Source organism: Microbacterium sp. SL75 (assembly GCF_026625865.1).
Lineage (GTDB): Bacteria > Actinomycetota > Actinomycetes > Actinomycetales > Microbacteriaceae > Microbacterium.
On the sequence record NZ_CP113067.1, the window covers coordinates 3,305,156 to 3,331,996 of the forward strand.

Genomic DNA, 26,841 nt, shown 5'->3' on the forward strand with positions numbered 1-26,841 from the left:
TTTATGCGCGACGCAACGGCCGAACCCGGCACCGGACCAACACCGGACCGGACCAACGCCGGGCCGGACGCGCATCGCGGGGGCGAGCGCCGGCGAACGACCTCACGCCCACACGCATAAACGCGATCAGCGACCAGAAACACGCGCTCCCCGCGTTTCTGCGCGTCGATCGCGTTTATGTGCGCCGGGGACGCGATCGCCGCGGGGGCGAATCAGGCCGCCGACACCCCGAACAGCAGACCCAGCACGTAGGTGACCGCGGCGGCGCCGAAGCCGATCGCGAGCTGACGCAGACCGCGCTTGAGGGGTGAGGCGCCCGAGAGCAGACCGACCATCGCACCGGTGCCCATCAGCGCGACGCCGACGAGGCCGAGGGCGAGGGCCACGGCCGCGAAGCCCGACATCCCGAAGATCCACGGCAGCACCGGGATGATCGCGCCCGAGGCGAAGAACAGGAAGCTCGACAGAGCCGCACCCCATGCGCTGCCGACGACGTCGTGCGAGGACTCGCCCGGGGCGGCCGCGGCGGGTGCGGTACCCGCCTGGGCCGCGGTGACGACCTCGCGAGCCTTTTCGAGGGCCTCATCGGGGTGCATCCCGCGGGTGCGGTAGACCAGCGCGAGCTCGTTGGCATCCAGGTCGAGGTGAGGAAGAGCAGAGTCGGCGAAGTCGCTCTCTTCGGTGGCCTCGAGCAACTCGCGCTGCGAACGCACCGACACGAACTCACCGGCGCCCATCGAGAGGGCTCCCGCGAGCAGGCCCGCGATGCCGCTGAACAGCACGAAACTCGGGGCGACACCGGTCGCGCCGACACCCATCACGAGCGCGAGGTTCGACACAAGACCGTCGTTGGCGCCGAAGACGGCGGCGCGGAAGGTCCCCGAGAGGCGTCGACGGCCGCGGGCGGCGAGGCCCCGCACGACCTCGTGGTGCACGCGCTCGTCGGCGGCCATCGCGGGGGTGGCGTAGGGCTCATCGGCGTAGGGCGAGCGGGCCTCGGCGTTCTGGGCCAGGGCCAGCACGAAGATCGAGCCGAATCGGCGGGCCATCCACGCCAGGAGACGCGTGCCGATGCCGGGTTGCGGCAGGCGCGGCGGCTGCTCGCCGAGCAGGTCGATCCAGTGCTGCTCGTGGCGCCCCTCGGCCTCGGCGAGGGCGAGGAGGATGTCGCGTTCTTCACCGGTGCGGCGCGACGCGAGCTCGCGGTACACGCGCGCCTCGGCGCGTTCGTCGACGAGATAGCGAGCCCAGCGGCGGCGATCGCGGGCGGTGGGTGTGGCGGGGGTCGTCACGGGGGCTCCTTCGGGTCGCCCCCCACCGTAGTGAGGGGGATTCCCCCTCTCGGGCGCGTCGGCTCACACTGACAGCATTTCGGGCCTCCGAAGAGCGTGATCCCGCGGATGCCGGGGCTTCGGTGCCAGCATTTCGGGACCGCGAAAGCGGGTCGGTGGCGGCGTCACAGGGGCCGGCGCATCGCACCGCGCGCGGCGGCGTCACCGGGGGCCGGCGCATCACCGGCGCGCGGCGCTGCCAGCGTCACGAGACGGTACGCCGCAACGACGCCATAGACGGCCGCGGCGTACGCAATTCCTGAGTTCCGGGCGCGGCGCCCGCGGCGGCGAGGCCCGGGGTCCGATTCTCAGGGGGCTACGGGTATCACCGGCCGGCGGGCTGAGCCGCAGCGGCGCGAGTCTCAGGAGTTAGGTACGCTCGCGGCGGCTCCCCGCGGCCGATGCGCCGCCCGGGTCGCCACTGCGGCCGGCCCACCGCGCAGGGTCGCCACCGCGGCCGCCCCGACGCGGAGCCGGCCGGCGCGGGGCCGGGGCTTGCGCGCGCCTCAGGAATGCACGCGCTTGCGCAGGACGTCGATGCGCGCCTGCAGTTGGGCGACCGTCGCGTGCGACACGGCGGGGCCGCCGCAGATGCGCCGGAGCTCGGCGTGCACGAGTCCGTGCGGCTCGCCGCTCTGGCGGGCATAGAGGCCCACCATCGTGTTGAGCAGCTGACGTTGTTCTTTCAGCGTGCGGTGCAGCGGGGCCGGAAGCCCCCCGTCGTCGACGCTCGGCGGCTCGACGCCGCTCTCCTTCTCGGTCGCCTCGCGGGTGGACCGGTGGCGTGACTGCCGCGTGGCGCGCGACATGAGCACCTCGTGCACCTGTTCGGGTTCGAGAAGACCCGGGATGCCGAGGAACTCCTCCTCTTCGATGGTTCCGGGAACCGCGAGTTGACCGAACTCCTGCCCGTCGAACATCACGCGATCAAAATGCGCGAGGGATCCGAGCGCCTGGTACTCGAATTCCTGCTCGAGCGCGTCGGAGGCTTTGTCCTCGCGCTCGGCGGCATCCATCATGTCTTCTTCGGCGTTCCATTGGTCTTCCGCGTCGCTGTCGCGATCGAGGGCGTGCTCGCGCTGCGCCTCCATCTCGCCGGCGAGAGCGAGCAGCTGCGGGACGTTGGGAAGGAACACGCTCGCGGTCTCACCGCGACGGCGCGCACGGACGAAACGCCCGATGGCCTGGGCGAAGAACAGCGGAGTCGAAGCGCTCGTGGCGTACACGCCGACGGCGAGGCGCGGGACGTCGACCCCCTCGGACACCATGCGGACGGCGACCATCCAGCGGCTCGTGCCCTTCGAGAACGTCTCGATCCGCCCCGAGGCCTCGGCTTCGTCCGAGAGGACGATGGTGACCTTCTCGCCGCTGATGTCTTCGAGGATGGCGGCGTAGGCGCGTGCGGCGGTCTGGTCCGTCGCGATGACCAGGCCCCCGGCATCCGGGACCGTCTCGCGCACCTCGGTGAGGCGCCGATCCGCGGATCGAAGGACCGCGGGGATCCAATCGCCGTTCGGATCGAGCGCGGTGCGCCAGGCCTGCGAGGTAATGTCCTTGGTGTTGTCCTGCCCGAGCTGGGCCTCCATCTCTTCGCCGGCCTTCGTGCGCCAGCGCATCTGCCCCGCATAGACGAGGAAGAAGACGGGCCGCACGACGCCGTCCTCGAGAGCGCGCCGGTACCCGTAGGCGTAGTCGGTGCGTGAGAGGCGGATGCCCTTCGCGTTCGGGTGGTACTCCACGAACGGAATGGGCGCGGTGTCACTGCGGAACGGCGTTCCCGACAGCAGCAGTCGGCGAGTCGCGCGGTTGTAGGCCTCGCGCAGGGCGTCGCCCCAGCTCAGCGCATCTCCACCGTGATGCACCTCGTCGAGGATGACGAGGGTTCTGGCATCCATCGTCAGACGCTGATGCACCTCGGCCTTCACCGCGACCTGGGCGTAGGTGACCGCGACGCCGTGATACTGCCGGGAGGGGGTGGCGTGCCGATTGGAGAAGAAGGGATCGAGACGGATGCCGACCCGCGCGGCCGCCTCGGCCCACTGGGTCTTGAGGTGCTCGGTGGGGGCCACCACGACGATGCGGTCGACGACGCGACGACGCATCAGCTCGGAGGCGAGGCGGAGGGCGAAGGTCGTCTTGCCGGCGCCGGGGGTGGCCGCGGCGAGGAAATCGCGCGGGCCCTTGCCCTCGCCGTCGGGCCCGTCGAGGCCGAAGTAGAGGTCGAGCGCCTCGGCCTGCCAGGCGCGCAGGCGCTGCGCCGTTCCCCAGGGGGCGCGCTGCGGGAACGAGGGCGACAGGTGCTCGGCGGCGAACGAGCCGAAGTGGGGTTCGACGCCGTCGGCCGTCGCGGCGTCGAGAGGCAACGGCGCCTCGCCGGGGAGGGGGTGGTCGGCGACGGGCGCGGTGGCGTGGGTGGGGGCGGCGGGGGCGTCCGCGGAGGCGGGCGCGGCGGAGCTGACCGCCGCGGGGCCGGGGCTGGCGACCGGGCGGGGACCGGCCGCGGCGTCCGGACTGGCAATGGGACCCGGGGACGCCACGGGGCCGGGACTCGCGATCGGACCCTGAGACGCCACGGGCCCAGGAGCCGCGACGGACCCAGGACTCGCGATCGGACCCGGGGACGCCACGGGGCCGGGGCTGGCGATCGGCCCCGGAGACGCGACGGGCCCAGGACTCGCGACGGGACCCGGACTCGCGACGGGCCCCGGACTCGCGATCGGACCCGGGGACGCCACGGGGCCGGGGCTGGCGATGCGTGTCGAGGGCACGGCATCCGGGTCTGCGGGGGTGTGCGGGAGGTTCGGGGTGCGGGCTTCTTCTTCCAGCATCGAACCTCCGTCCCGTGTGTGCGCGAACATCCACGATAGGCGAAGCGGATCGGTCGTGGCGGCGGCCGGTGAGTCGTTCCGCCGTCTCACCGTCGATAAACGCTCTCCGCACGCAGAAACGCTCTCTCCGCGCGTTTTCGCGCGGACATCGCGTTTATGCGTCGAGGAGACGGCACGTCGGGCGTGTCTGCCGTCGGGGCGTCTCGACGAGTGGCGGGGCAGGCCGCACCGGAGCCTGGAGCGATGTCGGAGGCCGGGGTTAGCCTGGGGGTCGGAGGTTTCGATGACACTCGATCCGCACTCGCCCCGCACCTCGCCCTCGCCCGACAACCCCGGTCCGCACCCCTGGCGCCGGTACGTCGCCCTGGGCGATTCGTTCACCGAAGGCATCGGCGACCCGCTGCCCGACGGCGGCCATCGGGGGTGGGCCGACCGCGTCGCCGAGGTCCTCGCCTCGGCGGTCGACGACTTCGCCTACGCCAACCTCGCCGTGCGCGGCAAGCTCATCGGGCAGATCGTGGCCGACCAGATCGAGCCCGCGCTCGCGCTCAAGCCCGACCTCATCACGTTCTCGGCGGGCGGCAACGACGTCATCCGTCCCGGGACCGATCCGGATGCCGTGGCTCAGCAGTTCGAAGATGCCGTCATCCGCCTGCGTCGCGACAACAACGCCACCGTCGTCGTGTTCACCGGCATCGATACCGAGTTCACGCCCGTGTTCCGCGGCATTCGCGGCAAGGTCGCAATCTACAACGAGAACATCCGCGCGATCGCCGACGCCCACGACTGCGTCGTCGCCGACCAGTGGGGACTGAAAGAGGTGCAGGACATGCGCTTCTTCGACGACGACCGGCTGCACTACAACGCTCTCGGCCACCACGAGGTGGCGCGCATGGTGCTGAGGGCGTTGAACGTGCCCAACGACCTGCAGCCGATGCAGCCAGAGGCCCTGAACGCCACCACGTGGCGTGCCGCGCGCGAGAAAGACCTCGTGTGGGCGCGGTCGTACCTCGTGCCGTGGGTGCTGCGGCGTCTGCGGCATCAGTCGTCGGGCGACCACATCCAAGCCAAGCGTCCCGAGCCGCTGCCCGTCATCACGCTGGCGCCAGGGCGGGATGCCACGGCCTCGGGCGAGACGCGGGTCTGACCGCCGTGCCGCTCGAGGCCCTCGTCCCCGAGGCCGTCGCCGCGCTGCTGCGCGTCGCCGACGCCGACACCCTGCTCCGCGACGCTGACGGTCTCGCCGACGGGCTCACCGACGCGGGATGGACGCTCGAGGTCGAGAGCGGGCGCTTCAGCGCCGACGGATGGGACCTGCTGTCGACGGCATGGGCGCCGAACGTGTCGGTGTTCTGTGACGGCGACGATCGCACGGTGCGGGAGGCTGCGCTGTCGGTCGCCGCGGCACTCAACGACGATCCGCATCGATGGACGTTCCGCTCCGAGGGTCCTGACTGGTCGACGTGGGCTGCCGACGACGAGCGGTGGGCGAAGGAAGACACCGACTGGCTCACGTGGGCGGGGTCAGGCGTGGTGGTGCTGCTGTTCACCGCGGGAGAGTCGACCGCCGCATCGGGCCCGCTCCCGGCGCACCTGCAGCTCGCGATCGAACGCGCCGATACCCCGTCCGAGGGTCTTCCCCGTGACGACGATCGCGCACGCCGCGTGCTGCGCGAGGGCTCCGTCGTCGCGCGCTGGTATCTCTCGGGTGAGCACGAGCTTCCCGCTGACGTGGTCCAGGCGCTCGAGAACGACTCCGACGCTCGCGTGCGGGCCGCCGCGGAGTCGGAGCGCTGGATCCGCGAACGAGCGGAGGGCGAGCTCCCTCGGACGGAGTGAGAGCAGGCGGGCCCGTCACGAAGCCGGCCGTCTCACGGCGTGCGAGCTCCCTCGGGCGGAGTGAGCGCAGGCAGGCCCGTCACGAAGCCGGCCGTCTCGCGATCTGCTCCCTCCAACTCCACGAGCGATGGGCGCGAGTGCGCTCACGACCGCCGTCTCGGCCCCGCGCGGAGTCCGCGCGCGCGGATGAGCCGCCCCGCGACCCACCCCCGCCGCCCGCTCACGCGAACGCCGGGGCGCCCTCCACCGCCCCCGCGAGCTCTGCGAGCGTGCGGTGACTCAGCACGTCGGCGATCGTCACGGAGACCCCGCGCGCGGCGAGGGCGTGGGTGAACGAGACGAGGTCGATGCTGTCCATTCCGGCGTCGAGGAGGTCGTCGTCGCGGTCGACCGGGTGACCGAGCACGGCTTCGGCGGCCTCATCGAGAACGGCCTCCGCGAGAGCCACCTCCGCGAGATCGGCTCGCGCAGAGGTGGTCTCAGCGAGAACGCCCCCCGCAGAGACGGCCACGGCGGGCTCCAGCGCCTGCAGCGCGCGCGCGTCGAGCTTGCCGTTCGGCGTCAGCGGCAGCGCCTCGACCAGTACCGCGTCGGCGGGGACCATGTACCCCGGCAGCACCGCGGCGAGCTTCGTGCGGAAGGAGGCGGCATCCATGAATCGGGGGAAGGGACCCGGCTCGTCGGTGACGAGGAAGGCCCGCAGCACCGTCCCGCGCCCGCGGGGCCGCGGGAGCACCGCGGCCTCGCGCACCCCGCCGAGGCTGCGCACTGCCGTCGCGACCTCGCCGAGTTCGATGCGGTGCCCGCGGATCTTGACCTGGTCGTCGGAGCGGCCGAGGTACGCGAGTCGTCCGTCGGGTCGCACGCGGACCAGGTCGGCGGTGCGGTACATGCGTCCGCCGTGCCGGAAGGGGTCGGCGACGAACCGCTCGGCGGTGAGGGCTGCGCGCGCCGCGTACCCGCGCGCGAGCTGCGGGCCGGCGAGGTAGAGCTCGCCGACGGCTCCCACGGGTGTGGGCCGCAGCCGCCGGTCGAGGACGTACGCGCGCATCCCGGCGACCGGTCGACCCAGCACGACCTCGTCGGTCTCGCTCATCACCGCCGACACGGCGTCGACGGTCGTCTCGGTGGGTCCGTAGAAGTTCATCGCGCGCACCGGCGAATCCCCCAGCGTGCGCCACGCCTCGACACCGACCGCCTCTCCCCCGAGTCCCAGCACGCGCAAGCGCTCGTGCACCGGGCTGTCGGCCGGCAGGCACCCGAAAAGCGTGGGCGACAGCTCGATCATCGTGATGCCGCGGCCCAGGATCTCGGCCTCGAGGCTGACCGGATCGCGCATCGTGTCGGCGTCGAGCAGCTCCACCCGGTGTCCCGAGAACAGGGCCAGCAACGGCTGCCACGACGCGTCGAACCCGAACGACCACGCGTGCCCGACGGTAAGCGACCCCGGTGCGGCGCCGGAGTACGCACGCTCGGCGTGGTCGGCGTGGAGGGCCACGATGCCGCGGTGCGTGGCGACAACGCCCTTGGGCTCCCCCGTCGACCCGGAGGTGAAGATCATGTACAGCGCGTCGTCGGGGTGCACTTCGACGACGGGCGGGGCGGCGTCCGCGGGCTCGACCTTCGGCACGTCGTGCCACGGCGAGACGCCGATCACCGCTCGAGGGTCGGACAGGCGGCGGATCGCGTCGAGGCGACCGGCGGGTAGCGTCGGGTCGAGGTACACCGCGCACGCACCGGCCCGGGCGATGCCGAACAGCGCCTCGACCACCTCGATCGAGCGCGGCAGGGCGATGCCGACCACGTCTCCCCCGCCGATCCCCGCGGCGGCGAGTCCGGCGGCGAGGCGGGCCGTGCGATCGTCGAGCTCGCGGTAGGTCCAGGCGCGGGTGCCATCGGCGAGGGCGATCGCGTCGGGGCCGGATGCCACGGTCCCGGCGAACAGGTCGGGAACGGTTCGGCGGTCTTCGAGCGGGGCGCCCCGGTCGTCCGCCGCGCTCGGGTCGCGGCGAGAGACGGCGGCATCCATCCCCGCGGTGAGATCGCTGTCGCGCCCGACTGCATACGCGTGGCCGGCCAGCCGCGTCCACGCCGCGCGGTCCACGTGCCGTTCGGCCCGGATGCCGTCGACCGGCGCGGCGGGTCGGGCGATGATCTCGTCCAGCGCGGCCTGCCACAGATCGGCGAGCCCCGACGCGGAGTGCCCGACGAGCTGCTCAGCGCGCACCTCGACATCGACGACGAACCGACCCTCGATCACCGCGGGGGCGACGACGAGCGGGTAGTGCGTGAGGCTGTGCGCTTCGGCGTGGCGGACAGCGGCATCCGGAGCGAAACCGGTGCCGTCGTGACGCGAGACGGGCGCGTTCTGGAAGACGAGCAGGGTGTCGAAGAGCGACCCGGCGCCGGCGGTGCGGGCGATCGCGCGCAGCCCGGGGTGGGCGTGTGCGACGTCGAGGGCGAAGTCGTGCTGCAGCCGCTCGAGCACGGCGGCCACGGGAGCGTCGTCGAGGCCGATACGCACCGGCACGGTCGTGATGAACAGCCCCACCATGCTCTCGCTGCCGACGAGCTCGGGGTCGCGGCCCGACACGGTGGTGCCGAAGACGACGTCGTCGCGGTCGGTCAGGCGCGACAGCATCACGGCGGTGGCGAGCTGGGCGAGCGTGTTCAGGGTCACGTCGTGGCTGCGGGCGAACGACAGGAGGCGATCGGTGTCGGATGCCGACCACCCCCGCCGCTCGATCGTGGCGGCGCCGAAGCGGCCGTCGCCGGGCTCGGTCGCACGGTCGGCCAGCTGCAACGGGACGAAGCCGTCGCCGAGACGCGCGCGCCAGTGGTCGAGCGCTGCGGTCATGTCTTTCTGCTGCAGGTGGAGCACCTGATCGCGGAAGGGGCGCACCGCGGGGAGCGCGGCGTCTGCGTAGGCACGCTGGATCTCGTCGATCACGATGCCGAACGACCACCCGTCGAGTGCGATGTGGTGCCCGGTGAGCACGACCTCGTCGCCCGCGTCGGCATGGACGAGGGTCACCCGCAGCAGCGGACCGGTGCGCACGTCGAACCCGCGCCCGCGTTCCTCGTCGGCGATCGTCATGCCGTCGCCGGAGCGTTCTTCGACGGGGATCGTGCCCCGCGCGGGAATGACGTGGACCGGGTGCGGCAGTCCCTCGTCGACGAAGCGCCCGAGCACGACCGGGTGACGCGCAGCGACCGTGTCGACGGCGGAGCGCAAGCGAGTGGCATCCACTCGCCCGTCGAGTTCGAGACGCACCTGGATGACGTACGCGTCGTCGGTCTCGGCGGCCAGGGCCAGCAGTCCGCGCTGCAGCGGGGTGGCCTGGAGGACGTCGGCGATCATCGGCAATCTCCTGTCGAGGCGGGACGCGGGGCACGCGGGGTCACGACGCCCGCGATCATCGGGGGTCCCCCACCAGAGCGACGAGGAGTTCGGGGCTGAGCCCGGAGGCCGACAGCGGGGTGCTTTCGGTCGCGGTCGCGGCGGTCTCGGCGGGCCGGAGCGCACGCGCGAGCTCGACGAGCACCGGGTGCGCGAACACCTGGCGCGGGACGGCGGCGAGACCGCGCTCCCGGAGGCGCGCGACGAACGCGATCGATGAGATGCTGTCGCCGCCGAGGGCGAAGAACGACGCCTCGGGCGAGGGATCGGGGATGCCGAGCGCCTCGGCCGCGCACGCGAGGACCGCGTTCAGGGTGTCGATGTCGGGATCGTTTCCCGCGCCCGCGGCGGCGGGAACGGAACCCGCCGCAGCCCCCGCCCCGGAACTGCGGACGGGCTCGGCATCCGGAGCATTCGACTCGGTCGGCCGCGCCTCGCCGCGCGGGATCGGGAGATCGGCGAGGGTCGCGGTTTCGTCGGAGTCGGCCAGCGCGCCGATGACGGCCAGCAGCCGTTCGGCGAGACGGGCGACCGTGCGCGAGTCGAACAGCGCGGTGCGGAACGCGATTCCGCCGCGCAAGCCCTCGGCGTCGTCGATGAACTCGAACGACAACTCGAACTTCGCGTGCGTGCGCTCGGGCTCGGCGATCTCGTAGGCGATCTCGCCGCCCGGGTGCGGGAGCGTGCCGCGCAACTCTCCCCCGCTGTGCAGCTGCACCATCGTCGTGGCGAGGGGGCTCAGGCCGGTCGAGCGGTCGGGACCGACCGCGAGCACGACGTTCTCGAACGGCACCGTCTCGTGCTCGAGCGCGTTGACGAGGGTCTCGCGCGCCGAGACCACGAGGGCGTCGAGCGACGTGTCGGCCGGAACCCGATGCCGCAGCACGACCGTGTTGGCGAGCATGCCCACCATTTCGGCCGTGCGCTCGTCGCGGCCCGCCACGGGAACGGCGACGAGGATGTCGTCGCTCTCGCCGAGGCGGGCGAGCGTGGCGACGACCGCGGCCTCGAGCACCACGAACAGGCTCGAGCGGGTGCGCCGGGCGACGCCGCGCAAGCCCGCGGCGGCTCCGTCGGCGATCGTGAACGCGTGCCACCCGCCGTCGGCCGGGGCGAGGGGATCGGGCGCGCGATCGGCGGCGAGGGGCAGCCCCGCGGGCGCGTCGGCGAGCCGCGCACGCCAGAACGCCAGGGACGCGTCTGTGTCGGCGCGTTCCGTGACCAGGTCGAGCGGCGAGGGCGCGGGGGTCGGCCATGCCGGCGCGCGTCCGGCGGCACGCGCGTCGTAGGCGGTGGCGAGATCGCGCAACAGGATGCCGGTGGACCACTCGTCGGCGACCAGATGGTGCAGCAACAGACCCAGCGACCGGCCGTCGTCGGTGTGCACCGCGCGCACCCCGATCTCACGGTCGAGGTCGAAGCCGCGACGGAGGTCCTCGGCATCCGTCGACCACCAGGCGAGGTCGTCGAGCCGGTGCGTCGGCACCACGCGCTGCCGGGGGGTGCCGTCGACGACATCGACCAGGACGCGCAGGCCCTCGTGGCGCACGAGCACGTCGCGGACGGCTGCGCGGAGCGCGGCGGCATCGGGAGCACTGGTGAAGCGCAGCACGTACGGGATGGCGTAGCCGAGACCGCCGTCGTCGAAGCGGTCGAGGAACCAGATGCCGCGCTGCTGCGGGAGCAGCGCAACCGCGTCGGCGCGCGTGGCCGCACCGGACTCCTCCGTTTCGGCGGAACGCGGCGCACCGGGGGTGCGGGAGCGTCGGCGCGGGCGGCCCCCGATCTCGCCGTCACGGGCTCACCCGCCACCGCACCGAGCGCCCGCGCGGTGGGGTGGGCGAAGAAGTCGCCGATGCGCAGGCCGTCGATACCGCGCGCGCGAAGAGTCGCGATGACGCGGGTGGCCAGCAAGGAGTGTCCGCCGGCGTCGAAGAAGTCGTCGTCGGGCCCCAGGTCGAAAGCTTCCAGGGCGCCGCGGAACGCCTCGAGCACGGCATCCGCCCGCTCGGTGAGCTCGGCGTCTGCAGACACCGTCGCGGTGCGTACCGGAGCCGAGGCGTCGACGACCCCCGTCGCGACAGATGCCGGTCGCAGCAGCATGACGTCGCGCAGCAGACGCCCGGCGGGCTCGTCGCCCTCCGCTGTCGCGAGGGCCTCGACGGCCGTGCACAGCGCGTCGAGCACCGTGCGCGCCGCCGTCTCGGACACGTCGGACGACCACGTCACCTCCAGCGCGGGCGTCGTACCTTCGCGGAGGGCGATGGTGATCCCCGGCTCGGTCGCCAGCGGCGGCAGCTCGATCTCGCGGGCCGCGGCGCCGCCGATGCGGGCGGAGCCGAGCACGTCGCCGACGCCGACGAGCAAGAACCCGGCCCGCTCGCGCAGCGCGGGCTGCGCGCGGCGGATCAGCTCGACGGGAACGACGCCCCCGGCCGTCGCCGCGCGCACCGCCTCGACGGTGCGGGCGGTCAACGACGCCACCGTGTCGTCGCCGCGCACCCCGAGCCGCAGCGGCACGAGATTGCCTCGCGCGCCCACGGCGTGCGCTCCCATGCCCTCGACGTCGAGGACGGGCAGGTCGATGACGCCATCGGTGCGCCCCGTGGCCGCCGTCAGCACCGCCGCCGCGGCCACCGCGAGCGTGTGCAGTCCACCGGCTCCGGTGCGGGCGACCGCCTCGGCGAGCCGCGGCAGCTCGGCGCGCAGGCGCCGGATGCCGTGTGCCTCGGCCCCGACCGGTGTCGGCTCGGCGACCGAGCGACGCCAGGCCGCGGGGAGCGTCAGCGGCACCGCCCCGTCGAGCACCGCACGCCACCGCTCGAGCACGGGCGCACTGCCCGTCCCCCGCAGCCAGCGCACCTTCTCGGCGGCGAAGCGCCGGTAGGCGCCCCGATCGATGGCGGGGGCGTCGCCGTCGTAATGAGCGCTCAGCCGGGCGAAGAACGGATGCCAGGAGGCATCGTCGAGGGCGATGTGGTGCCCCACGATCCCGAGCACGAGTCCGGGTCGATGGGCGTCGTCCGCACCGGTGTGGGCCTCCCCGGAGGTTCCTGCTGCGGTGGCGCCCGCAGCAGTGCCCCGATCGCGGGTGTCCCCGGAGCCGGTGTCGATGAGCGAGACGCGCAGCGGCGCCTCGGTGGCGAGGTCGAAGGCCACGCGCGCGCGGCCCACGACGTACGCGCGCACCTCGTCGGGGGCGAGCGCGATCCGCTCGACGTGGACCGCGTCGGCGGACAGCTCCCGCGGGCGTACGCCGCCCTCCACGGCATCCCAGACGGTGCGCAGCGCCGGGAAGTCCTCGATCGTGCGGCGCAGCGCCGTGGCGAGCCGATCGGCGTCGACGTCGCCGTCGAACCGCACGGCGAGGGCGACGGCGCCCGTCGCCGCGTACGGGTCGAGCTCGTGCAGGAGCCACATACGCTCCTCCGAGGGCGAGGCGACCACCTCGTCGACCGATGCCGGAGCGGCAGCGCTGGCGATCCCCCGCGCTTTCAGCAGGGCGTCCATGCGGGCGCGCTTCGCGCCGCTCAAGAGCGACGACGCGCGCGCGGCGGGCCGCGGACGACCCACTGCGTCGAGGCGCCGGGACACGGCATCCAGGATCTCGTCCGCCGTCTCGAGCGCGAGGGCGTCGACGGCGACGTCGGCGGTGAGCACGAGGGCACCGTCACTCTCACCGAGTCGGATGTCGAGCACGACCTGGGGCGTCGCCGTCCATGCGGCGACCGGGGCGGGGGTAGCGGGCCAGGCGAGGCCGTTCGTGACGACGACCGGGCAGGCGACCGCCGTGCGGTCGCGTCGGGCCAGAGCGGTGGCGACCGCGGGGCCGTCGGGTCCGTCGAGGCGAGCGAACAGCTCGGCCTGCAGCACCCGGGCGCTGCTGACGGCGTCGGCCGGATCGGCTCCGGCGCCCACGACGACGAAGCCGGCGAACGGCCCCACCGGCGCATCTTCGCCGCCCCCGCGGTCGGCACCGACAGCCGCACCGGGCCGCCGGACCGCGCGGCCAGCTCGTCGCCGATCGCACCCGCGGCGACGGAGTGCGCCGACAGGCCCGCCGCTCCGCCTGCGAGCACCGCTCGCCGCCAGATCGCCGCGTCGACGACCCGAGAGGTCCGCTCCGTGCGGATCGGTCCCAGGCCGTCGAGGGCCGCGCGCCAGGGCAGACGGGGAGCCGCGGGCAGGTCGTCGGCCGCGCGCTGCGCCCGGTCGGCGTCGGCGCCCGCAGGGAACGCGCGCAGAGCGTCGAGCAGCCCCGTCGGTGCGGGCGGCAGGGAGAGCGTCGGGTCGGCCAGCAGACGCCGAGCCTCGGAGATGACGCGTGCGAGGCCCTGCCCGTCGAGGGCGAGCGCGTCGGAGCACAGCACCACCGCGTCGCGGTCGTCGCGGCGCACGTGCACGACCTCGACCAGCGCGTCGAGGGGCCGAGGTGCGGTCCGCAGCTCCGCCAGCAGATCGACGAAGGCGTCGTCGCCGCGTCCGTGCAGGTCGACCACCCGCAGCACGTCCGCCTCGGGCGCGACGCTCTGCGTTCCCGCCGTCGCGTCGATCCGCAGTCGCAGCGCCTCGTGACGGGCGACCAGGGATGCCACGACCTCGCGCAGCCGATCGGCGTCGACGTCGCTCTCCCAGACGCGCACGTCGAGCATCCCGGTCGCCCCGAGGGGAGCCGCGCCGTCGCGCGCGGCGAGGTACGCCCGCTGCAGCGGGGTGAGGGGTGCGGAGTTTGCGTGCTCAGACATCGGCGCCCTCCGTCACGAGCTCGACGAACAGTTCGGCGATGACGTGCACGTCGTCGCCTCCGCGATCGGCGAGCACGGCGGCGAGCCGGCGAGGCGTGCGCGCCTCGAACAGCTCGGCGACCGTGAGGTCGCTCACCCGCAGCTCGTCGCGCAGGGCTGCGACGCACGCGACGGCGCGCACGGAGTCACCGCCGATGCGGAAGAAGTCGTCGTCGGCGCTCAGGTCGGCCGTTCCGACCACCTCGGCCATGACCAGGGCCACGGCGCGCTCGAGCGGCGTCTCGTCGGACGCGGCCGTCGTGGGCATCGCCGCGCGCGCGGCCCCCTCGGCCAGAGCGGCGCGGTCGATCTTGCCGTTGACGGTCAGCGGCAGGCGGTCCACGAGCACGATGACCTCGGGCAGCATGTACGCCGGCAGGCGTTCCGCGAAAGCGGCGCGGATGCCCCGCTCGTCGACGACCGCGCCGGCACGGCGCGCCACGGTGACCGCGAGCACCCCCGACCGCACGGGCAGCAGCGACGCGATCGCGCGATCGACGCCGGGCACGCCGTCGAGAGCGCGCTCGATCTCGCCCAGCTCGATGCGGTATCCACGCAGCTGGATCTGGTGGTCGCGGCGCCCGTGGAACTCGATCACCCCGTCGGGGCGGTAGCTCGCCAGATCGCCGGTGCGATACCACCGCACCCCCTCGTGCACGACGAAGCGGTCGCTGGTGCGCTCGGGGTCGCCGCGGTAGCCGCGCGCCACGCCCGCTCCCCCGATCCACAGCTCGCCGACGACGTGGTCGGGGCAGTCCTCGCCGCGCTCGTTGACGACGCGGCAGCGGACGCCCGCCATCGGAACGCCGTACGGGACGACGGCCTCGGGGTGGTCGGCATCCGGTTCGTGAACGGTCGAGTGGATCGCCGTCTCGGTCGTGCCGCCGAGTCCCGCGAAGCGCACGCCGGGCACGCGCGCAGCGAAGGCCGCGGCTGTCGAGCCGGGCACCCAGTCGCCCCCGGTGATCACGGTGCGAACGCTCACGAGCTGATCGTCGGATGCCGCATCCAGCAGCATCCGCAGCAGGGCGGGCGCCGCGTTGACCACCGTGACACCGTGCCGCTCGATGAGCTCGGCCCACGCGAAAGCGTCGCCCGTGTCGGAGGCCTCGGGCATGACCACCGAGCCGTCGAGGGCGAGCGGGGCGAACAGGTCGTACACCGACAGGTCGAACTGCAGCGACGACAGCGCGATCGTGCGCTCGTCTCCGGTGAGGCCGAAGTGCGCGGCGATCGCGTCGATCGTCGCCGCCGCCGCGGAGTGCGGCACCTCGACGCCCTTCGGCTCGCCCGTCGACCCCGAGGTGAACAGGACGTAGGCGATCGCCGACGGCTCGACCGGCACGGGGGCGGCGAGGGGGACGGAATCCCCCGCAACCGCGAGCACCGGCACGTCGACGCCCTCGGCCGCGCCCACGAGCGCCTGGGCGCCGGAGCGCGCGAGGATGCGGTCGCGGCGGGCGGCGGGATCGTCGACGTTGATCGGCACGTAGGCCGCCCCCGCCGCGAGCACACCGAGCACCGCGATCGCCTGGTCGACGCCCTTGGGCAGGCGCACCGCGACCGTGTCGCCCGCGCCGACGCCGATCGCGGCGAGACGCGCCGCGAGGGTGAGGGCCTTCTCCGCGAGCTCACCGGCGGTGAGGGTGCCGCGCGCGGAGCGGACGACGATGCCGTCGGGGTGCGAGCGGGCGCGGGTGAAGAACGCGTCGTGCAGGGTGCGGGCGGCGGGTGCGGGCACGTCGTGCGCGGTGCGCCGCTCGAGCTGCCCCGCCGGGAGGGGAACGGCGCCGTCGCCGTGGTCGATCACGGTGTCGACGAGGTCGATGAACGCGCGGAACATGTCGGCGATCACTCCGGGCGGGAAGGCGTCGCGGCGCACGTCCCAGTTGACGAGCATCCCCTCGGCGACGTCCACCACCTGCGCGTCGAGCTCGACCTGCGGTCCCTGCGAGATGATCCACGACGGCGTGCCGAACACGCCGAGCACCCGCTCCGAGAACAGCCGGCCGAGGTTGAGGCCCGAGGTGAACACGATCGGGGCGAGCACGGGTTCGCCGGCTGCACGGCCGAGGTCGCGCAGCACGTCGAGCCCGCCGTACGCGGCGTGGTCGACGGCCGCGTGCAACTGGCTCTGCAGCCGCCGGGCGCGCTCGGCGAACGACTCCGGAGCGGCGTGGTCGACGGCCAGGAGCACCGAGTTGGTGAAGTCGCCGACGAGGTCGTCGACGTCGGGCACGACGGGCGCGCGCGTGAAGAGCGGCACGTTCAGGAGGAACCGCTGCTGGGTCGACCAGCGCGCCACGACCTCGGCGAAGGCGGTGGCGAGCACGACCGACGGCGTCACCCCGAGGCTCCGGGCGCGCGCGGCGAGGGCGTCGGCGCGGTCGTGGTCGAAGGTCTCGGCGAGGCGGACGCTCGCGTGCGGGTCGGGCCGGTCGCCCTCCGCCCGCGCCGGGAGCGCCGGGGCACCGGGGAACGTCGGCACCCGCTCGGCCCACCAGGCCCGGTCGCGCTCGCGGGCCGCGGGGTCGCCCTCGACGGCGAGGTATTCGCGGTAGCCGGGGTGGGCGGGAACGCCGAGCGCGTCATCGTCGTCGTAGGCGCGAGCGAGGTCTTCGAGGATGCGACGGTAGCTCTGCGCGTCGGCGGCGAGCATGTCGACGTCGACGTGCAGGCGAGTGCGCCCGGCGGGCAAGAGGGTCAGGGCCACCTGGACGACCTGGCCGTCGACCACGTCGAGCATCTGGTGGGATCGTTCGTCGCGCAGACGCTCCAGCTCGCGAGCGACCCCGGCGTCGTCGAGGTCGCGCAGGTCGTCGACCCGCACCGTCGACGACACCGCTCCCGCGGGAACGATCCACTGCATCGCGTCGTCGGTGAAGGCCGCGCGCAGCATCGGGTGGCGTGTGACGAGCGCCGTCACCGCGCGCGAGAGACGGCCGGGGTCGATGCCGTGGCCGTCGAATTCGACGTAGAGGTGCGCGGCGACCCCGCCCAGCCGATGCTGCGTCTGCCGGCCGCTCCAGTAGGCGTGCTGCATTGGCGCGAGCGCGAAGCGGGGGTCGTCGTGCACGGCGGCGCGTGCCACCTCGCGCGAGACGGGTGCGCCGGCCCCGGCGAGAAGGCGCTCCCACGCGGCGACGGTCGGGGTGGCGGCCAGCGCGCCGAAGCCCACCTCGGCGCCTTCGGCCCGCCATCGCTCGGCGAGGCGGATGATGGCGAGCGAGTGCAGGCCGTGCATGAGCAGGTCGTCGTCGGGCTCGATCTCGTGCGCGGCGATGCCCACCTGGGCGGCGATCTCGGCAGTGATGCGGGTGCGGTCGAACACGGTTCTCCTCAGACTCCAACGGGAACGGAAAGACGGATGCCGACGCCCTCGGCGCCGACGTTCGCGGGGGCGCCCGCGAAAGGGGCAAGACGGATGCCGACGCCCTCGGCGCCGGGAACGAGATCACCGGCGTTGACGACCTCGGAAAAGAACGGGGGCATGCCGACGCCCGCGGGGAGCGCCGCGTGGCGCCCGGTGTGGGCGCGCACCGCCCGGGCGCCGCGCGGGGCCTCGTCGCGCACGGCGAGGGCGCCCGGCAGTCCCCCGACATCGAGGTCGACGAGCTGCAGCCGGGCCGCGGGGTCGAGAGCGCACGTCACGACGGCCGGCGCCGCGTCGGCGGGGGCGAGGGTGAGGGCCTCGGGCTCGGCGACGAGGCCGGTGCCGAGGCACTTCACGACCGCTTCGCGGCGCACCCACGCCCGCGCGAGCAACGCTGCGTCCCAGCCGCTCCGCGGACGTTCGCGGACGGGGAGGTAGTCGGCGACGGCGTCGTTCGCCGCACCGATCCCCGCCTCGACGTCCACGCCCACGTCGCCCTCGGGTCGGTACGCCACGAGCACCACGCCGCCGGAGTGGGCGATCGAGATCCCCCCGGCGGCATCCGGAGTCGACGGCATGCCGGCGCGCGGGTCACCCGGCGGGCGTACGTCGATCGTCACGTCGGCGGGGCCCCTGCCGGTGGCGGCGGCGACGAGCGCCCGCGCGAGCACGCGGCCGGTGGTGAACTCGGCCGCGCGAGCCGGGCGCATCGCCCTCAGACGCTCGCGCTCGCGGTCGCTCAGCCACGGGTGCCCCGGTGCGAGCACGCGGGCGGCGACGATCACGCGCCCACCGCCGTGCGGATGCGCGACAGCAGCAGTTCGGGGTGATCGAGGAGGGCGAAGTGTGCTCCCTCCAGCACGAGCGTTCCGTGATCGATCGCGCCGGCCTGCAGCAACGGTATCCATCCGCGGACCGCGACGGGACCGGCGACGGGGTCGTCGCGCCCGGCGACGGTGAGCAGTCCCCCGGCGCGCAACGGACCGCGCTCGGCGTCGGCGGCTGCGCCCGGGCGGTCGAACTCGGCCGCGGCGGTGAGGTCACCGCGAAGGGCCCGGATCGCGAGCGTCAGGAACGGCTCGTCGCCGAGCAGCACCTCGGGGGTACCGCCCAGACGACGCAGCCACGCGCGCCACGCCTCGCGGTCGTCGTCGGCGGGGAGGCGTCCGCCGCGTCGTCGCCCCGGTGCGGGGCGACCCGACAGCACGAGGAGATCGACCGGGATCAGGGCCGACAGCGCCGCCGCGAGCGACGCGCCGAAGCTGTGCCCGAGCAGCACCGTGGGGATGCCGTCGGACGTCAGCTGTCCGAGCACGCCCGCGAACGCCGCGACGAACTCCGGGTACGAGGTGAGCGGCTCCTCGGCGATGCGGGTCTCGTGACCGGGGTACTGCAGGGCGACGATGTGCGGCGGGTCGGCGAGACCGGCGCCGAGTCGTGCGTAGGCCCCTGCCGATCCCCCCGCGTGCGGCAGGCATACGAGCCGCCAGGCGGCGTCGGCCGGTCCGCTCACCCGCGCGAGCGCACCGAGATCGAGCGTGGGGGTCACGGGGCGGTCCGCTCGGGCGTGCGCTGGCGCACCTTGCTCACCTTGCCCACCCCCGTGGTCGGAAACGCCGTGACGAACTCGATCGTGTCGGGCAGCTTGAACCGCGCGACGCCGCGATCCGCGAGGAATCTGCGCAGCTCGATCGCCCGCGGGGCGCGGTCGAGGTCGCGACGCGGGATGACGTAGGCGGCGATGCGCTCGCCGAGGGTGTCGTCGGGCACGCCCACGACCGACACGTCGTGCACGACGGGATGGCCGAGCAGGAGGTTCTCCAGCTCTTCGGGCGCGACCTTCTCGCCGCCGCGGTTGATCTGGTCCTTCGCGCGCCCCACGACGCGGACGTACCCCCGCTCGTCGACCGAGACGAGATCGCCCGTCCGGTAGAAGCCGTCGGCCGTGAAAGAGGCGCGGTTGACCGCTTCGTCGGCGAGGTACGCGCGGATCGTGTACGGCCCGCGCGTCAGCAGATGCCCCGGTGTTCCCGTCGGCACCGGCTGATCGTGATCGTCGACGACGCGTACCTCGTCGTCGGGCGAGATCGGCCGCCCCTGGGTGGTGACGATCGTCTCCTCGTCGTCGTCGAGGCGGGTGTAGTTCACGAGCCCCTCGGCCATACCGAACACCTGCTGCAGCGTGCACCCCAGTTCGGGCTGCACCCGCCGGGCGACGGCCTCGCTGAGCTTGGCCCCGCCGACCTGGACGGACCGGAGCGTGCGTAACCGCTCACCGCGCGCGGAGTCGAGCCAGGCGATCAGCAGCGGCGGCACGAGGGCGACGGTGGTCACGCCGTGCCGCTCGATGAGGGGGAAGGCGATGTCGGGGCTCGGCGCAGGACACATGACCACCGATGCGCCGACGGCGATCGCGCCCAGGATGCCGGGGGAGCTCATCGTGAAGTTGTGGGAGGCGGGTAGGGCGACGAGCATCACGCTGTTCTCGTCGAGTCCGCAGATCACGGCGCTCTCGCGCACGGAATAGAGGTAGTCGTCGTGCGTGCGCGGGATGAGCTTGGGCCCGCCCGTGGTCCCACCCGACAGCTGCAGGAAGGCGATGGCATCCGGTCGCGACGGGCTCTCGCGGCGCTCGGCGGGCGCGGGGGCGTCGAGATCAGCGGATGCCACGAGCAGCACGCGCACGCCCGCGGGTGCGCCGCGGCGGGCGATGTCGGCGTAGTCGGCGTCGGCGGGACGACCGAGGGTGAGGATCGCGCGCGCGGCCGAGCGGGTCGCGACGTCGGCGAGCTCGTGCTCGCGGTGGGCGGGGAGCGCGAAGACGGGCAGCGCCCCGACGAGGGCGAGCGCGAACACCGCGACGGGGTGCTCGGCGACGTTCGGCAGGAAGAGCACGATCCGATCCCCCGGGCGGATGCCGTCGGCGGCGAGCCGCTCGGCGAGGGCCCGCGCGGCGCGGTCGAGTCCGCGGTAGTCGAGCACGCGATCGCCGTCGATCACCGCGGGGCGCGCGCCGTGGCGCGCGACGGTCTGCTCGAGCAGCCCGGTGAAGGTCTGACCGATCCAGTACCCGCGTGCGCGATACGCGACGGCGACGTCGTCGGGGTACGGGCGCACAGCGCGTAGGGCGTGCTCCACGCGCAGCGACGCCGGGCGCAGGTCGGTCCAGGCGTCGTCGACGACGCGCAGCGCGTCGGGGCGCGGCAGCGGCTCGGTCACGGAGGTCCACCCGGCTGGCAGGGGTGGTCCCACCGGCCAGAGCGAGTGCTGGCCCTCGTCGTTGACCAGCACGTGGAAACGGGCGTCGGGGTCGTCGAAGGGATTCGGCATCGGGGGGAACCTTTGTGTGAAAAGCGAGGAGGGAAGGGTCGTGGCGGGCGCGGGGCCCGCCACGACCGGTGCGTCAGGAGCCCGTGATCGCGCTGAGCGCGTACGAGGCGTTCAGCGGCGACGGGTTGCGCAGCGCCGCGATCTGCACCATCGACAGGTCGACGAGGTGACCGTCCTTGACGGCCGTGAGCGTCGGGAAGACGGCGCTGCTCTGCCACGCGGTCTTGACGTCGGGGCTCAGGAAGGCGACGTACATGCGGTCGGCATCTGCCTTGTCGACGGTCTCGAACGACAGGCCCGCGGCTCCCGAGCCGTCATCGAGCGCGGGAAGGGCGGCCGCGGTCGGGCTGAACGTCATGCCCAGGGCGTCGAAGGCGCGGACGCTGCCGTCTTCGGCGTCGTTGACGACCTTGAGGGCGTTGGGCGTGGCGAGCGAGAGCGTGTAGGTGAGCCCCTTCAGCTCGGGGTGGCTCTCCCCCGCCTCGGCGAAGGTGGCCGTGTCGGCGTCGATGAGCGGCTGCACGGCATCGGTCTTGCCGAGCGCCTCGGCGATGAGCGGCGCCTCGACCTTCCAGTCGAGGTGGTGGATGTTCTTCGCGCTCGGGCCCACGACCGGAGCGATGGCCGAGAGGCCGGCGTAGTTGGCTTCGAGGTCGACGTACGAGGTCGCGACGATCAGGTCGGGGTGCAGCGCCGCGATGGCCTCGAGGTCGAGGGGCGCGCGGTCGGCCCCGGCCGCGGCGGTCTGGATGAGCGCGGGGGTCGTGGTGAGCTTCGGGGCGAGCCACGGAGCGATGCCGGATTTGTCGAACGGGAACGCGGAGGTCGCGACGGGCTCGACGCCCAGTGCCGTGACGATGTCGGCCTCCATCCAGCCGAGGGTCACCACGCGCTCCGGGGCCGCGGGGATGGTCGCTTCGCCGTAGGCGTGGTCGACCGTGACGGGGAACCCGCCCGAGGTGGCTGCGGGCGTGCTGCCGGCATCGGGCGTGCCCGTGGCGCAGCCCGACAGGAGCGCAGCGCTGACCGCGAGAGCGGCGGCCGCGGCGACCGCGCGGGCCGGACGGAGGAAGCGGGCGAGAGACATGGAACTCCTTACGGGTGGTGAGCTGTGGAGGGGGCGGGATGCCGCAGGTCGGCGAGCACGCCCCGATGTAGGTTAGCCTAACCTAACCATCTGTGACGCCCGCTTCTCGTGGCGTCGAGGAAACCGGCCGCCCACCGAGAGGATCCCCATGAGCCGCAGCCTGCGCCTGACCGAGAACCAGCGCGACGTGATCGCCCACCCGGCCCATGCGCACGGGCTCGCGGACGAGATCTCTCTCGTGCGGGATGCCGCGGAGATCTCGCCGATCGTCACGCGCGTGACGATCGATCTGGGCGGCACGCCCGACGCGGCGGAGTGGGCGAAGCCGAACACGGCGATCCGCATCGAGGTCCCCGCGCTCGACGACGACACCGCGCTCGTGTCGCGCGTGTACACCGTCCGCCGTTTCGAGGCGCCGCGCACGATCGAGGTAGACGTCGTGCGGCACGGTCACCGCACCCCGATGACGGCGTGGCTCGCCGGCATCCGCCCCGGTGACAGCGTGCGCGTGATCGGTCCGCGCACGCACCTGCTGCCCGCCCACGACGGGCGCCCGATCGAGCTCGTCGCCGACGACTCCGCGCTCCCGGCCGTAGCCTCGATCCTCGCGGCGTGGCCCGCGGGCAGCCGCGGGCGCGTCCGCACGACGAGCCGAGACGACGTGGTGCTGGCGCAGCTGCCGCCCGCGCCCGACGTGTCGGTCGAGCGCATCGCCGATGTCGACGCCGTCGAGGCCCCGGTCGGCGCCGTGCTGTGGGCCGCCGGGGAACGCGACGCCATGCGGGCGCTGCGCGCGCGGTGCCTCGCCGCCGGCATGGACAAGGCCGACCTGCGCGTCTTCGGCTACTGGAAGCAGGGCGTGAGCAACAGCATCATCGACGCCAAGCGCCTCGATCACTTCGCCGCGCTCCTGAAGGCGACCGGCTCGACCGACGGCGCCGACGACTTCGACATCGACATCTGAGACACCGGTGTCGGAGCCCCCGGCTCCGAAGATCCGGGCGACGAAGCCCCCCGCACCGCAGACACCGACATCTGAGCCACCGGCTCCGCGGCCCCGAGCGCGCGCAGAAGGGTGCGGAACTTCGCCCCCGTCTCCTCGATCTCGCGCTCGGGCTCGGAGTCGGCCACGATCCCCGCGCCCGCGAAGAGCCGGATCGTGCGTCCGGCGATCTCGGCGCTGCGGATGCCGAGGGCCCACTCCCCGTCGCCCGCGGCGTCGGTCCAGCCGACGGGCCCCGCGAACGGCCCGCGCGGGACCGGCTCGAGCGCCTCGATCGTCGCGACCGCGTCCGCCGTGGGCACCCCGCCGACGGCCGGGGTGGGATGAAGGGCGAGAGCCAGCTCGGCGGAGGTGACCGTCGGGTCGTCGAGCACACCCTCGATCGTCGTCCCGAGGTGCCACATCGTCGGCGTCGCGACGACGTCGGGGCGATCGGGCACGCGTAGGCTGCGGCAGAACGGGCCGAGGGCGGCCGCGATCGCGTCGACGACGAAGCGGTGCTCGCCGAGGTCTTTCGTCGAGGTTGCCAGAGCCGCGGCCCGCGCCCGATCGACCTCGGGATCGGCGCTGCGCGGCAGGGAGCCCGCGAGCGGGACGCTGCGCACCGCCGTTCCCACCCGGCGGATCAAGAGTTCGGGGCTCGCGCCGAAGAACACGCGCGGGTCGGCGGTGGTGCCGAGGTCGAAGGCGAAGCCGAACGCGGTCGGGTTCGCGTCGAACAGTGCCTGTACGAGAGCGGCGCGCGGCACGTCGGACGGAAGATCGGCGACGAGGGTGCGCGCGAGCACGACCTTGTCGAGCCGCCCTGCCCGCAGGGCGTCGAGCGCCTCGTCGACGAGCGCGCCGAAGACGTGCGCCTCCGGCTCGGGCACGAAGCGCAGACCGACGTCGCGCGGCGCGGTGGCGGCCACGGCGGTGCGCGCCTGCACGCCCTCGCGCAGCGTGTCGGTCGTCGCGACGCGTGCCGGAACGATGAGGTGCGCGTCGCGTGAGGGGTCGAAGCCGAGCGAACCCAGCACGAGGGGCACCCCGTCGTCGTGAGCGGCCGCGATGCGCTGCAGCACCGGGCCCGTGGCATCCGCTCGCCGACGCCCGAAGGCGACGACCGTCCGCTTGCTGCCGCGGTAGATCGCCGAGGCGCCACCGGGGAGGGGGGCGAGGGCGCTCATGCTCCGAGCCCCGCTCCCCCGTCGACCGTGAGCGTCTGCATCGTCACGTGCCGGGCGTCGTCCGACACCAGGAATCCGACCACCCGGGCGATGTCCACCGGGTCGGCGATCCGCCCCAGCGGGATGCCGAGCCGGAACGCCTCGGCGTCTCCCGCCACCACACTGTCGCGACCGGCGCCGGTGATCGCGTGGAAGTCGCGCTGCATCGCGGTGTCGGTGGATCCGGGAGCGACGATGTTGCACCGGATGCCGAGAGCCGACGCCTCGAGTCCGAGGGTGCGCACGAGGGCGTTCGCGGCTGCCTTCGAGGCACCGTAGGCGGCCATGCCCGCGCGCGGGATCGCCGCGGCGTTGGAGGTGACGGCGACGAACGATCCACCGCCCGCCTCGACCAGGTGCGGCATCGCCGCGCGCGCGAGGGCGAGCACGCCCCCGGCGTTGACGCGGACGAGATCGAGCAGGTCGTCGATCGAGGTCTCCAGCGCGGATGCCACGTGGAACACGCCCGCCACGCTCACGGCTCCCACGAGCGGACCGAGCCGGTCGCGGGCCTCGGCGACGGCCTCCCCCAGGGCGGCCTCGTCGGTGACGTCGGCGACCAGCGGGATCACGCCTTCGACGATCTCGGGCCGTGCGCGATCGATCGCCCCGACCGAGAAACCCCGGGCAGCCAGATCGGCGACGACCGCGCGACCGATGCCGCCCGCCGCTCCCGTGACAACGACCGCGCTCATGAGACGCCGTTTCCGACGAGGGCGTCGGCGAGCGCATCCCGGTGACCGAGGGCCGCCGCGCGTCGCGCGTCGAGCGAGTCCGCGATCTCGCCGGCGCGCACCGCGACCGCCGACAGCAGCGACGACGTGAGACCGTGCGAGTGCTCGGTGCCGCCCTGTAGGTACACGGCGGGCGCGAACGCGTCGTCGGTGCGCAGGCGATAGTCGCGTTCGACGATCACCCGGCCCTGCTCGTCGCGCGCGAATCGCGAGGCGAGCGCGGGCAGAAGGTCGTCGACCGAGACGGGCTCGTAGCCGGTGGCGAACACGACGGCGTCGACCTCGATCTCGCGGGTCGTGCCGCGCGACTCGTCGCGGATGGTCAGGGCGACCCCGTCGGGGCCGTCGACGACGCGTTCGACGCAGCTGACGTTCTCGATGTGCAGCCGACGACTGCCCTGCACCAGCTCGGAGTACTCCCGGCGGTACAGCGCTTCGATGAGGTCGAGATCGACGACGGAGTAGTTCGTGTTGGCGTGCACGCGGAGCAGTCGCTCGCGGATGTCGGCGGGGGCGCCGTGGAACTCATCGATCGTCGCCGGGTCGAAGATGCGGTTGGCGTAGGGGCTGTCGTCGGCGGGCGCGAACCCGAAGCGCCCGAAGATCGCGTGCACCGCGGCATCCGGATACCCGGCGTGCAGATACTCGACGATCTCGGCCGCGCTCTGGCCGGCTCCCACGACCGCGAATCGGCGATGGGCGGATGCCGGGAGCGCGGCGAGCGCGGACAGGAACGCGTCGGAGTGCCAGACGCGCGGAGAGGGCTCGACGCCGCGGGGCAGGCGCGGGCGCAGGCCCGCTCCGACGACCACGCTGTCGGCCTCGACGCTCTCGCGGACGCCGTCGCGCACGATGTCGACGGCGAGGAGGTCGACCCGGTCGCCTTCGCCCACGGGGCGCACCTCGATCACCTCGGTGCCGTAGTCGCATACGGGGGCGAGGCGCGCGGCGGCCCATTGCAGGTAGTCGTGGAATTCGAGGCGGGTGGGGAACGACGTCTTGAGGTTGATGTAGTCGATCAGGCGCCGCTGCTCGTGCAGGTAGTTGACGAAGCTGAAGGAGCTTCGCGGGTCACGGAGGGTCACGAGGTCTTTGAGGTGGTTGACCTGCAGCGTCGCGCCGGGAAGCAGCATGTCGCGGTGCCATCCGAAGCACTCCTGGCGCTCGAAGAACCGCATCCGGCCGGTGCCTGCGCGTTCCTCGAGCGCGATGGCAAGGGCGAGGTTGGAGGGACCGAAGCCGATGCCGACGGCGTCGTAGCGCGCGGTCATCGGGGAACCGCCGCCACGGCGCCGGCGAGCGCCCGCGACGCCTGGTCGGCGGTGGTGACGACGCCGCAGCGGCGGGCGACGTACGACAGCGCCATCTCGTGGTCGTCCCGCGAGAAGTCGGCGACGGCGTCGGCGACGAGGAACGCCTGCCGGTCGCCCATGAACGCGCTCGCCGCGGTCATGAGGCACCCGATGTGCGCGTACACGCCGGTGATGATGATCTGGTCGCGGCCGAGGTCGGCGAGCAGGTCTTCGAGGCCCGAGCGGACGAACGCGTCGTACCGCCACTTGGTGAGGCGGTGGTCATGCGCGCGCGGTTCGAGTTCGGCGACGATGCGCTCGCCGTCGCCGCTCGGCACGCCGGCGCCCCAGAGGTCGAGCTGCAGCCCGCGTTCGATCGGTGACTGCCCGCCGGGCTGGGCCGTATAGACGACGGGAACGCCCGCGGCGTCGGCGACCTCGCGCAGGCTCTGGATCGCCGTGACCGCGGGGGCGAAGGGCTCGGCGCCGCGCACGAACGCGCCGGCGAAGTGCTCCTGCATGTCGTGCACGAGCAGCACGCTGCGCTCCGGATCGATGCGCCAGTCCAGCGTCGACGCGGGGATCTCGGTCGGCGCGGTGTAGGGCCGGATGCGGGGAAGAGCCATGGGCAC

18 protein-coding genes and 1 pseudogene are annotated in these 26,841 nt (G+C 73.6%); 4 read left to right on the forward strand and 15 right to left on the reverse strand.

The features are described 5' to 3' along the window. Positions 1-212 precede the first annotated feature (212 nt). Complete coding sequence (locus tag OVA17_RS15805; RefSeq protein WP_267787402.1) at positions 213-1,292, reverse strand: VIT1/CCC1 transporter family protein; 1,080 nt, start codon at positions 1,290-1,292, stop codon at positions 213-215. A gap of 545 nt (positions 1,293-1,837) precedes the next feature. After that, on the reverse strand, positions 1,838-3,694 hold the full coding sequence (locus OVA17_RS15810) for a DEAD/DEAH box helicase (RefSeq protein WP_267789416.1): 1,857 nt from the start codon (positions 3,692-3,694) through the stop codon (positions 1,838-1,840). Positions 3,695-4,442: 748 nt separating this feature from the next. Here OVA17_RS15810 and OVA17_RS15815 point away from each other — a divergent pair. Together OVA17_RS15815 and OVA17_RS15820 are read left to right on the forward strand one after the other, a co-directional pair. Next, positions 4,443-5,306 carry an SGNH/GDSL hydrolase family protein gene (locus tag OVA17_RS15815; protein WP_267787403.1) on the forward strand — a complete coding sequence of 288 codons (864 nt, stop codon included), beginning with the start codon at positions 4,443-4,445 and terminating at the stop codon, positions 5,304-5,306. A 5-nt stretch (positions 5,307-5,311) separates the two neighbouring features. Then, complete coding sequence (locus OVA17_RS15820) at positions 5,312-5,998, forward strand: hypothetical protein (protein WP_267787404.1); 687 nt, start codon at positions 5,312-5,314, stop codon at positions 5,996-5,998. A gap of 220 nt (positions 5,999-6,218) precedes the next feature. Here OVA17_RS15820 and OVA17_RS15825 read toward each other — a convergent pair whose 3' ends face one another. From OVA17_RS15825 to OVA17_RS16440, 3 genes and pseudogenes are all read right to left on the reverse strand, one after another. After that, on the reverse strand, positions 6,219-9,359 hold the full coding sequence (locus OVA17_RS15825; protein WP_267787405.1) for a non-ribosomal peptide synthetase: 3,141 nt from the start codon (positions 9,357-9,359) through the stop codon (positions 6,219-6,221). 55 nt (positions 9,360-9,414) lie between these two features. Further along, entirely contained in the window at positions 9,415-11,184 is a 1,770-nt protein-coding gene (locus tag OVA17_RS15830) for a condensation domain-containing protein (protein WP_324289940.1), read from the reverse strand. A 41-nt stretch (positions 11,185-11,225) separates the two neighbouring features. Further along, positions 11,226-11,501, reverse strand: a pseudogene (locus OVA17_RS16440) (phosphopantetheine-binding protein); the annotation flags it as partial. Here OVA17_RS16440 and OVA17_RS15835 point away from each other — a divergent pair. After that, a complete protein-coding gene (locus OVA17_RS15835) occupies positions 11,440-12,285 on the forward strand; it encodes a hypothetical protein (protein ID WP_267787406.1) in 846 nt (281 codons plus the stop codon). The pseudogene OVA17_RS16440 and the gene OVA17_RS15835 sit on opposite strands and share 62 nt — an antisense overlap. Before the next feature lie 643 nt (positions 12,286-12,928). Here the strand turns inward: OVA17_RS15835 and OVA17_RS15840 are convergent. The 6 genes from OVA17_RS15840 to OVA17_RS15865 form a co-directional block, all read right to left on the reverse strand. After that, positions 12,929-14,143 (reverse strand): hypothetical protein, encoded by a 1,215-nt coding sequence (locus OVA17_RS15840; protein WP_267787407.1) that lies wholly within the window; start codon positions 14,141-14,143, stop codon positions 12,929-12,931. Further along, positions 14,136-17,513: an amino acid adenylation domain-containing protein gene (locus tag OVA17_RS15845; RefSeq protein WP_267787408.1), complete on the reverse strand. Its 3,378-nt coding sequence runs from the start codon at positions 17,511-17,513 to the stop codon at positions 14,136-14,138. Before OVA17_RS15845 ends, OVA17_RS15840 begins: the two co-directional genes overlap by 8 nt. A gap of 8 nt (positions 17,514-17,521) precedes the next feature. Continuing rightward, a complete protein-coding gene (locus tag OVA17_RS15850; RefSeq protein WP_267787409.1) occupies positions 17,522-18,340 on the reverse strand; it encodes a 4'-phosphopantetheinyl transferase family protein in 819 nt (272 codons plus the stop codon). Continuing rightward, positions 18,337-19,104: a thioesterase II family protein gene (locus OVA17_RS15855; RefSeq protein ID WP_267787410.1), complete on the reverse strand. Its 768-nt coding sequence runs from the start codon at positions 19,102-19,104 to the stop codon at positions 18,337-18,339. Before OVA17_RS15855 ends, OVA17_RS15850 begins: the two co-directional genes overlap by 4 nt. After that, positions 19,101-20,885, reverse strand: coding sequence for an AMP-binding protein (locus OVA17_RS15860; RefSeq protein ID WP_267787411.1), 1,785 nt, complete (start codon positions 20,883-20,885; stop codon positions 19,101-19,103). The genes OVA17_RS15855 and OVA17_RS15860 overlap by 4 nt, the downstream gene beginning before the upstream one ends. A 73-nt stretch (positions 20,886-20,958) precedes the next feature. Next, positions 20,959-21,972, reverse strand: coding sequence for an ABC transporter substrate-binding protein (locus tag OVA17_RS15865; protein ID WP_210076527.1), 1,014 nt, complete (start codon positions 21,970-21,972; stop codon positions 20,959-20,961). A 148-nt stretch (positions 21,973-22,120) separates the two neighbouring features. On the opposite strand from OVA17_RS15865, the gene OVA17_RS15870 reads away from it, so the two are divergent. Further along, complete coding sequence (locus tag OVA17_RS15870; protein ID WP_267787412.1) at positions 22,121-22,936, forward strand: siderophore-interacting protein; 816 nt, start codon at positions 22,121-22,123, stop codon at positions 22,934-22,936. On the opposite strand, the gene OVA17_RS15875 is transcribed toward OVA17_RS15870, so the two are convergent. The 4 genes from OVA17_RS15875 to OVA17_RS15890 are packed head-to-tail and all read right to left on the reverse strand — an operon-like array spanning position 22,867 to position 26,835. Then, positions 22,867-24,144, reverse strand: a complete 1,278-nt coding sequence (locus OVA17_RS15875; protein WP_267787413.1) for an isochorismate synthase — start codon at positions 24,142-24,144, stop codon at positions 22,867-22,869. The two genes, OVA17_RS15870 and OVA17_RS15875, sit on opposite strands and share 70 nt — an antisense overlap. Next, positions 24,141-24,878, reverse strand: coding sequence for an SDR family oxidoreductase (locus OVA17_RS15880; protein ID WP_267787414.1), 738 nt, complete (start codon positions 24,876-24,878; stop codon positions 24,141-24,143). The genes OVA17_RS15875 and OVA17_RS15880 overlap by 4 nt, the downstream gene beginning before the upstream one ends. Beyond that, positions 24,875-26,188: a lysine N(6)-hydroxylase/L-ornithine N(5)-oxygenase family protein gene (locus OVA17_RS15885; protein WP_267787415.1), complete on the reverse strand. Its 1,314-nt coding sequence runs from the start codon at positions 26,186-26,188 to the stop codon at positions 24,875-24,877. Before OVA17_RS15885 ends, OVA17_RS15880 begins: the two co-directional genes overlap by 4 nt. Further along, positions 26,185-26,835: an isochorismatase family protein gene (locus tag OVA17_RS15890; RefSeq protein WP_267787416.1), complete on the reverse strand. Its 651-nt coding sequence runs from the start codon at positions 26,833-26,835 to the stop codon at positions 26,185-26,187. Before OVA17_RS15890 ends, OVA17_RS15885 begins: the two co-directional genes overlap by 4 nt. Positions 26,836-26,841: the final 6 nt, after the last annotated feature.